The 9,189-nt window shown below is 60.6% G+C and carries 9 protein-coding genes; 7 read left to right on the top strand and 2 right to left on the bottom strand.

Annotation, left to right across the window (positions count from 1 at the left end; genetic code table 11):
• Positions 1 to 217: 217 nt before the first annotated feature.
• The gene (locus PQR54_RS29895) at positions 218 to 1,234 is read right to left on the bottom strand and encodes an HpcH/HpaI aldolase/citrate lyase family protein (protein WP_408252051.1); all 1,017 of its coding nucleotides are present in this window, start codon (positions 1,232 to 1,234) and stop codon (positions 218 to 220) included.
• Positions 1,235 to 1,486: 252 nt separating this feature from the next.
• Entirely contained in the window at positions 1,487 to 2,470 is a 984-nt protein-coding gene (locus tag PQR54_RS29890) for a malate dehydrogenase (protein ID WP_132383605.1), read from the bottom strand.
• 493 nt (positions 2,471 to 2,963) lie between these two features.
• Between PQR54_RS29890 and PQR54_RS29885 the strand changes: the two genes are divergently transcribed.
• The 7 genes from PQR54_RS29885 (at position 2,964) to gltA (ending at position 8,886) form a co-directional block, all read left to right on the top strand.
• On the top strand, positions 2,964 to 3,764 hold the full coding sequence (locus PQR54_RS29885) for a GntR family transcriptional regulator (RefSeq protein ID WP_012428648.1): 801 nt from the start codon (positions 2,964 to 2,966) through the stop codon (positions 3,762 to 3,764).
• Between the two features lie 157 nt (positions 3,765 to 3,921).
• Positions 3,922 to 4,338 (top strand): succinate dehydrogenase, cytochrome b556 subunit, encoded by a 417-nt coding sequence (sdhC, locus tag PQR54_RS29880; protein WP_408252049.1) that lies wholly within the window; start codon positions 3,922 to 3,924, stop codon positions 4,336 to 4,338.
• A gap of 3 nt (positions 4,339 to 4,341) precedes the next feature.
• Complete coding sequence (sdhD, locus tag PQR54_RS29875) at positions 4,342 to 4,710, top strand: succinate dehydrogenase, hydrophobic membrane anchor protein (protein WP_012428646.1); 369 nt, start codon at positions 4,342 to 4,344, stop codon at positions 4,708 to 4,710.
• Positions 4,711 to 4,714: 4 nt separating this feature from the next.
• The gene (gene sdhA / locus PQR54_RS29870; RefSeq protein ID WP_408252047.1) at positions 4,715 to 6,490 is read left to right on the top strand and encodes a succinate dehydrogenase flavoprotein subunit; all 1,776 of its coding nucleotides are present in this window, start codon (positions 4,715 to 4,717) and stop codon (positions 6,488 to 6,490) included.
• A 24-nt stretch (positions 6,491 to 6,514) separates the two neighbouring features.
• Positions 6,515 to 7,219 (top strand): succinate dehydrogenase iron-sulfur subunit, encoded by a 705-nt coding sequence (locus PQR54_RS29865; protein ID WP_408252045.1) that lies wholly within the window; start codon positions 6,515 to 6,517, stop codon positions 7,217 to 7,219.
• 1 nt (position 7,220) lies between these two features.
• Positions 7,221 to 7,493: an FAD assembly factor SdhE gene (locus tag PQR54_RS29860; protein WP_132383615.1), complete on the top strand. Its 273-nt coding sequence runs from the start codon at positions 7,221 to 7,223 to the stop codon at positions 7,491 to 7,493.
• A 91-nt stretch (positions 7,494 to 7,584) separates the two neighbouring features.
• Complete coding sequence (gene gltA / locus PQR54_RS29855) at positions 7,585 to 8,886, top strand: citrate synthase (RefSeq protein WP_012428642.1); 1,302 nt, start codon at positions 7,585 to 7,587, stop codon at positions 8,884 to 8,886.
• Positions 8,887 to 9,189: the final 303 nt, after the last annotated feature.

Below are 9,189 nucleotides of genomic sequence, written 5' to 3'. Positions count from 1 at the left end.
GCCGCTTTGAGGTTCATTGCCGCCTTGTGCACCGGCGGTTTGCGTCGTCTCGCTCATCTCCCGCAATCTCCTTTGTGCCTGCTCGATGCTTCTGATTGACCCGTGCGTTCGACGCCCGTCTCGCGCAGCGCCACACGGTGGACTGTTTCGATTGCCTCACAGCGTGCGCAAAGACCGCTCATGGCCGCCGCGCAGATTGCCGCAGCGACTTTCACAATCATGATCCTGCTGGCACGTCAGTGCCCACTTTCGCGAAGAGCGGCGCAGCGTCTTGCGGGACGGCGCGCCCCGTAGCTTGCGCTCGACGCAGCACCGACCAGTAGTACCGATAGCTCGCGCGGTCATGCAGCGTGTCGTGATGGCGCGTCGGGCCCCATTGCGCGGACTGCGCGGCAAGCAGGATTTCGGTGGCGGTGGCGATCTCTTCGTCGCGCGGCGCGAATGCGGCGACGATTGCTTCGATCTGCGCCGGATGGATGCTCCACATGCGCGTGTAGCCGAACTCGTTGCGGGCGCGCGCGGCGTCGTTGGCGACCACGCTCATGTCGCGCACTTCCGTGCTGACGTTATGCGAAGGCACTTTGCCGTAGGCATGGCAGGCAGCGGAGATTTCCAGCTTCGCGCGCCGCACCAGCGGATGGTCGAACTGGCCGGGGGAGCGCATGGCGGTATCGGGAATCGCGCCGTCGTGCGCGGAGACGAAGTCCATCAAGCCGAAGCTCAGCGCTTCCACGCCGGGCAGCGCGGCCAGGTCGAACACACGTGTCAGCGCACCGTGCGTTTCGACCAGCAATTGCACCGGCACCGGTTGCGCGATGCCCAGTTCGCGCCGCGTCGCCTCGATGAAGGCGACCATTTCGGCGGCATCGGGGACGTTGCGGATCTTCGGCAGGGTGATGTAAGCAGGCGCTCGCTTCGCGGCACGCAGAATGAGACGAACGTCGTCGCGCCAGTGCGCGTGATCGAAGTCGTGAATCCGCACGCCGACGCGGCCGAAGCGGTCATGCTCGCTGCCCAGCAACGACGCGACCAGTTCCGCGTGCTCCGCTTCGCGGCCGACCTGCGCGCCGTCTTCGCAATCGAGCGTGATGTCGAACACGGGCCCCAGTTGCTGCTGCAAGGCCAACGACTTCAGCATCAGCTTTTCGCTGCCGGCGTAGTGATCGCAGGCAGGCAGCACAGCGGGCGGCACTTCGCCGTCAAACAGCACTTCGGCGGGTGTGAGGGCGCGCATTCTCGGCGTCAGGAGCGTGGGTAATGTTTGGTTTGGAGAAATCCGATTCGGGTGCGCTCTGCCGGACCATCGCGGTAACTGCGCAAAACGCGCTCGGATCAGATGCGAATAGCAGCATTCGCATGTAAAAAACCGGAACCCGCCGCGGCGGCGCCTGTGAGCGCCGCGCCAGACTTCTCGCTTCGCGCCAGGCCCCGGAGGGCAGCCTGGCGTTCTCTCACGGGTTCCGGTTCGTCTGCATCAGCCAGCCGCTTAGCCGAGCAGGTGTTGAACGCCTTCGCGCTCTTCCAGCAGTTCGTTCAGCGTGCCGTCCATCTTTTCGCGCGAGAACGCGTCGATTTCCAGACCTTCGACGCGCTTGTACTCGCCGTTTTCGCACGTGACCGGCACACCGTAGATGATGTCTTCCGGAATGCCATACGAGCCGTCCGACGGAATACCCATGGTGACCCACTTGCCGTTCGTGCCCAGCACCCAGTCACGCACGTGGTCGATCGCAGCGTTAGCCGCCGACGCTGCCGACGACAGGCCGCGCGCTTCGATGATCGCCGCGCCGCGCTTGCCGACGGTCGGGATGAACGTGTTGCGGTTCCATTCTTCGTCGTTGATCAGCTTGGTCAGGTCTTGACCTTCTGCCGTTGCAACGCGGAAATCCGGGTACATGGTCGGCGAGTGGTTGCCCCACACAGCCAGCTTTTCGATCGACGCGACCGGCTTGCCCGACTTGGCGGCCAGTTGCGACAGCGCGCGGTTGTGGTCCAGACGCAGCATGGCGGTGAAGTTCTTCTTCGGCAGATCCGGCGCCGACTTCATGGCGATATACGCGTTCGTGTTGGCCGGGTTGCCGACCACCAGCACCTTCACGTCGCGGCTCGCGACCTTGTTCAGCGCCTTGCCCTGAACCGTGAAGATTTCAGCGTTGGCCGACAGCAGGTCCTTACGCTCCATGCCTTTCGAACGCGGACGCGCGCCGACCAGCAGGGCCACGTCTGCATCCTTGAATGCGACTTCGGGATCGTCGGTGATTACGACGCCCGACAGCAGCGGGAATGCGCAATCATCCAGTTCCATCACGACGCCTTTGACGGCGCCTTGCGCTTGCGGCAGGTCGAGCAGTTGCAGGACGACCGGTTGGTCCTTGCCGAGCAGGTCGCCATTGGCGATGCGGAACAGCAGGGAGTAAGCGATTTGACCTGCGGCGCCGGTTACGGCAACGCGCTTTGCGGGCTTAGCCATTGAGAAATCTCCAGGACGATGCGTTAGACGCTAGGGAAAACGCCATTCTATATGCGCGTTCAGCGAAGCGTTGTGAAACACGGCGGAATTCACTAACGCGGACTGCCTCGAAATCTGCGGAGGCCGAGCGGCGCGTTGCGGCGAGACCGCCATGCTGGAATCTGTACTGCCGCACGGGAGCGGAATACGAGGCGCCGGGTAGCCGCTGCACGGTGCGGGCTCCTGCAAACAGCGCGTTTCGGCAAGCGTCTGACCAGCGAATGGCGGCGAAATCGAAACCTGAACTGCGTGGGAACAGCATGGTGCAGAGTGGCTGCCGGTGCGTCGCGGCACTGCATGAAAACAGCCGCCAAAAAACCCGCAAACCCTTGCTCGACAAGGAGTGTAGGAGTCGATAGACACAAAGTCAACATTATCTTATGTCTTATATAAGACATATCTGTTGCGGGGAAAACCCTAGACGCGGCCTAGCCCTTTATGATGAAATGCGCGGATGAATTCGAACCCGGCGAACACCACGAATCCGAGCGGCCAAGGGGTCGCGGGAGAGGGTGTACCCGCTGCGCCCACGGCCACGTCGCCCACATTCAGCCCCTTATATCAGCAGATCAAGGGGTTGATCACGCAGAGCCTCGAAAGCGGCGAGTGGAAGCCAGGCGAGATCATTCCTAGTGAAGTCGAATTGGCGGCCAGATACAAGGTCAGTCAGGGAACGGTGCGCAAAGCGATCGACGAACTTGCCGCCGACAACCTGCTTGTGCGCCGCCAGGGCAAGGGCACGTTTGTTGCGACGCACAACGAAGACCGCGCCCAGTTTCGCTTCCTCAGGTTACTGGCCGATGACGGCGCGGAACACCCGCACGTCAGCCGTCTGCTTGAATGCCGGCGCTTGCGTGCTTCGGCGGACATCGCCCGGCAACTCGATCTGAAACCGGCCGATCCGGTCGTATTGATCAAGCGCTTGCTGCAGTTCGACGGCGAGGTCACCGTGCTCGACGAAATCTGGCTGCCGGGTGCCGTGTTCCGCGGCCTCACGCTCGAGCGGCTGTCGGAGTATAAAGGTCCTCTCTACGCGATGTTCGAGACGGAATTCGGCACCCGCATGATCCGCGCAACGGAGAAGATCCGCGCGGTGGCAGCTGAGCCTTCCGTGGCCGATCTGCTGCATGTGCCGGCGGGTTTTCCGCTGCTATCGGTTGAGCGCGTGTCCTATACATATGGGGACCGGCCGGTCGAAGTACGCCGCGGTTGGTATGTCACAACCGGGTATTACTATCAGAACGATCTAAGCTGAATTGGGCTGAATGAGGGCGCTGCGTCCCACGCGCGCGCCTGTTTGAAGGCGCCTTTATCGTGCGTGCTGTAACGGACCTGTCGTGGTTTTCGCTGCAGCGCGATATAAAAAGGCGCTAAAATTGCGGATTAGTGTGACTACATAGTAGGGGTCTAGCATGGCTGAAGCCGTAAAAAAACCGAGGCCGGAATTCCGGAACATCGGTATCGGGCAGATATTGACGGCGTATCGTCTCCCTCTAGCGGGGCGAGTATCGATCTTGCACCGCGTGAGCGGTGGTCTGCTTTTTGTTTTTCTTCCGTTCCTGCTGTACCTCTTCGATCAGAGCCTGACTTCTGAACTCAGCTTCGAAGTCTTCAAAGGTTTCCTCTCCAACATCATCGTCAAGCTCATCACGCTCGTTCTTGCGTGGGCCTTCCTGTTTCACTTCTGCGCCGGCGTCCGCCACCTGCTGATGGACACGAACCACAACGCGGTGACGAAGGAAAAGGGCAAGTCGACCTCCATCGTCGTTCTCGTCGTGTCGTCGCTGCTCACCATTGCATTCGCGGCAAAACTGTTCGGAGCATTCTAAAAAATGTCATCAAATAACCGAATCGGTTCGAAGCGTCTCGTCGTCGGCGCGCATTACGGTCTGCGCGACTGGCTGGCCCAGCGTATTACCGCCGCCGTGATGGCGATCTATACGGTCATCCTGCTCGCCTGGTTCTTCGGCGCGCGCGATTTCTCATACGACGGCTGGGCGTCGATCTTCGCCACGCAATGGATGAAGCTCGCCACGTTCGTCACGCTGCTTTCGCTGTTCTATCACGCGTGGGTGGGTATCCGCGACATCTGGATGGACTATGTGAAGCCCGTTGGCATCCGCCTGTTGCTTCAAGCGCTGACGATCGTCTGGCTGCTCGCGTGTGCGGGCTACGCTGCGCAGATTCTCTGGAGAGTGTAAAAGAATGGCTGCAATCAAGAATTCTCTGCCGCGTCGCAAGTTTGACGTGGTTATCGTCGGCGCAGGCGGCTCGGGGATGCGCGCTTCGCTGCAACTCGCGCGCGCCGGTCTGTCGGTCTGCGTGCTGTCCAAGGTGTTCCCGACGCGTTCGCACACGGTTGCTGCTCAAGGCGGCATCGGCGCATCGCTCGGCAACATGAGCGAAGACAACTGGCATTACCACTTCTACGACACGATCAAGGGTTCCGACTGGCTCGGCGACCAGGACGCGATCGAGTTCATGTGCCGCGAAGCACCGAACGCTGTCTACGAACTCGAACACATGGGCATGCCGTTCGACCGTAACGCAGACGGCACGATCTATCAGCGCCCGTTCGGCGGCCACACCGCGAACTACGGCGAGAAGCCGGTGCAACGCGCTTGCGCGGCGGCTGACCGTACCGGTCACGCGCTGCTGCACACGCTGTATCAGCAAAACGTCGAGGCCAAGACGCAGTTCTTCGTCGAATGGATGGCGCTGGATCTGATCCGCGACTCCGAAGGCGACGTGCTCGGCGTGACCGCGCTGGAAATGGAAACCGGCGACGTCTACATTCTCGAAGGCAAGACCACGCTGTTCGCCACGGGCGGCGCGGGCCGGATTTTCGCGGCATCCACCAACGCGTTCATCAACACCGGCGACGGTCTGGGCATGGCGGCGCGTTCGGGCATCGCGCTGCAAGACATGGAATTCTGGCAATTCCACCCGACCGGCGTGGCCGGCGCGGGCGTGCTGATTACCGAAGGCGTGCGCGGCGAAGGCGGCATTCTGCGGAATTCGAACGGCGAGCGTTTCATGGAACGCTACGCGCCGACCTTGAAGGACCTGGCGCCGCGTGACTTCGTGTCCCGTTCGATGGACCAGGAAATCAAGGAAGGCCGCGGCGTGGGTCCGAACAAGGATCACGTGCTGCTCGACCTCTCGCACATTGGCGCAGAGACGATCATGAAGCGTCTGCCGTCGATCCGCGAAATCGCGCTGAAGTTCGCGAACGTCGATTGCATTAAAGAACCGATCCCGGTCGTGCCGACCATCCACTATCAGATGGGCGGTATTCCGACGAACATCAACGGCCAAGTCGTGGGCACGTCGAAGGGCGCTGAAGATCCGGTCAACGGTTTCTACGCAGTGGGCGAATGCTCGTGCGTGTCGGTGCACGGCGCGAACCGTCTCGGCACGAACTCGCTGCTCGACCTCGTGGTGTTCGGCCGCGCGGCCGGCAACCATATCGTCAAGCACGTGAAGGAAATCAAGGAGCACAAGCCGCTGCCGGCCGACGCCGCTGATTTCGCACTGTCGCGTCTGGCGAAGCTCGACAGCTCGTCTTCGGGCGAGTACGCGCAATCGGTCGCGAACGACATTCGCGGCACGATGCAGAAGCACGCCGGCGTGTTCCGTACCTCGGCGTTGCTGGCTGAGGGCGTGGAGCGCATTCGCGAAGTGGCTGACCGCGTCGACAACATCCATTTGAAGGACAAGTCGAAGGTGTTCAACACCGCGCGCGTCGAAGCGCTGGAAGTGGCGAACCTGATCGAAGTGGCACGCGCCACGATGGTTTCCGCCGAAGCGCGTAAAGAAAGCCGCGGCGCGCACGCGCAAAACGACTTCGAACATCGCGACGACGAAAACTGGATGCGCCATACGCTGTGGTTCAGCGAAGGCGATCGCCTTGACTACAAGCCGGTTCACATGCAACCGCTGACGGTCGAATCGGTTCCGCCGAAAGCGCGGACCTTCTAAGGCACAAGTCAAAGGAATTCAGAAATGGCAAAGCGTACATTTGAAATTTACCGCTACGATCCGGACAAGGACGCAGCGCCGCGCATGCAAACGTACGAGATCGAGATCGACTCGCACGAACGCATGCTGCTCGACGCGCTGCTGAAGTTGAAGGCAGTTGACGAAACGCTGTCGTTCCGCCGTTCGTGCCGCGAAGGCGTGTGCGGTTCGGACGCCATGAACATCAACGGCAAGAACGGTCTGGCCTGCCTGCAGAACATGAACGATCTGCCGCAAAAGATCGTGCTGCGTCCGCTGCCGGGACTGCCGGTCATTCGCGACCTGATCGTCGATATGACGCAGTTCTTCAACCAGTATCATTCGATCAAGCCGTACCTGATCAACGACACGCCGCCGCCGGAAAAGGAACGTCTGCAGTCGCCGGAAGAACGCGACGAGCTCGACGGCCTGTACGAATGTATTCTGTGCGCTAGCTGCTCGACTTCGTGCCCGAGCTTCTGGTGGAATCCGGATAAGTTCGTCGGCCCGGCCGGCTTGTTGCAAGCCTACCGTTTCATCGCGGACAGCCGCGACGAAGCGACGGCCGAACGACTCGACAATCTGGAAGATCCGTACCGTCTGTTCCGTTGCCATACCATCATGAATTGCGTCGACGTTTGCCCGAAGGGCCTGAACCCGACCAAGGCGATTGGCAAGATCAAGGAATTGATGGTTCGCCGCGCTGTCTGAGATGGAATCAACATCGCATCAGTCCGACCCTCTCCGCCGCGCGCGTCTTCGCTGGCGTGCGCGGCGGGGCCTGCTGGAAAACGATCTGATCTTTGAGCGTTTTTTCGGCCGATATGAGCATGACCTCAGCGATGCAGATGTGGGCGCCCTCACGCGCCTGCTCGAGCTGAGCGATAACGACCTGATGGACTTGCTGCTCGTACGCAAGGAACCGGAAGGCGACCTTGCCGACCCGGATGTGATCCGGGTGCTGGAGCTGCTGCGGAATGCCTGACCGGCATGACCGGCTTTAAGCGCAGCTTGTCCGTTGTTCCAGGCGTGCAATTATCGAAACCCTGTTTCCATACTTCGATTGAGGATGTGCTATGACCCCGTCAGATGTTAAAGCCACGCTATCGTTCAGCGACAATTCGCCGAGCGTTGAAATGCCGATTTACAAGGGCACTCTCGGCCCGGACGTGATCGACATCCGCAAACTGTACGGCCAGACCGGCAAGTTCACGTACGACCCGGGCTTCATGTCGACGGCGGCTTGCAATTCGGCGATTACCTACATCGACGGCGACAAGGGCGAGCTGCTGTACCGCGGCTACCCGATCGACAATCTCGCGCAAAACGCCGACTTCCTCGAAACCTGCTATCTGCTGCTGAAAGGCGAACTGCCGAACGCAGAGCAGAACGCTGAATTCGTGAAGACGGTCACGAACCACACGATGGTGCATGAGCAAATGCACTTCTTCTTCCGTGGTTTCCGTCGCGACGCGCACCCGATGGCGATTCTGGTTGCCGCAGTCGGCGCGCTGTCGGCGTTCTATCACGACTCGCTCGACATCAACAATCCGCGTCACCGTGAAGTGTCGGCCATTCGCATGATCGCGAAGCTGCCGACGCTGGTCGCCATGGCGTACAAGTACAGCATCGGCCAGCCGTTTGCGTACCCGAAGAACGACCTTTCGTACAGCGCGAACTTCATGCACATGATGTTCTCGAACCCGTGCGAAGAGTACAAGGTCAACGACGTGCTGGTGCGCGCACTAGACCGTATCCTGATCCTGCACGCAGACCACGAGCAGAATGCGTCGACGTCGACCGTGCGTCTCGCCGGTTCGTCGGGCGCCAATCCGTTCGCGTGTATCGCAGCTGGTATCGCGTGTCTGTGGGGCCCGGCGCACGGCGGTGCGAACGAAGCCGCGCTGAACATGCTGGAAGAAATCGGCTCGGTCGACAACATTCCTGAGTTCATCAAGCAGGTGAAGGACAAGAACTCGGGCGTGAAGCTCATGGGCTTCGGTCACCGCGTCTACAAGAACTACGACCCGCGTGCGAAGCTGATGCGCGAAACCTGCCACGAAGTGCTGGAAGAGCTGGGCCTGCACGACGACCCGCTGTTCAAGCTGGCCATGGCACTGGAAAAGATCGCACTGGAAGACGAATACTTCGTGTCGCGCAAGCTGTACCCGAACGTCGACTTCTACTCGGGCATCGTGCAGCGCGCGCTGGGCATTCCGACGTCGATGTTCACGTGTATCTTCGCGATGGCACGTACGGTCGGCTGGATTGCGCAGTGGAACGAAATGATCGCCGATCCGGAACAGAAGATTGGCCGTCCGCGTCAGCTGTTCATCGGCGACACGCAACGTGAAGCCAAGCCGATCGCGCAACGTTGATCGGGTTTGAGTCCGCATAGTTCGTAGTGGCTGCATGCGCTGCGTTTTAGGGCGTACGGAGTCTGCTGCTGATAAAAACGCCCCGACGGGTTTCCCGTCGGGGCGTTTTGTTTCCGGCTTCTGGTCTCGCGCGTCGAGCATGCGTTTGCGCGGCGGTGCAGCAACCGGCACACGCGTGTGCGCGCTTGCCGGGTAACGCCAATACAGGTATCGCCACTACCACCCAACTCCCTGTTTTTTATCGGTTTTTCCCGTAAATGAGCGGCCCAAAGCGAGGTTCTGCGTGGCATAATCGACCGACAC

It is taken from the genome of Paraburkholderia phytofirmans (assembly GCF_046028095.1).
Taxonomy (GTDB): domain Bacteria; phylum Pseudomonadota; class Gammaproteobacteria; order Burkholderiales; family Burkholderiaceae; genus Paraburkholderia; species Paraburkholderia phytofirmans_A.
The sequence above is the reverse complement of the archived record's forward strand: the minus strand, read 5'-3'. Positions and strand labels throughout refer to the sequence as shown.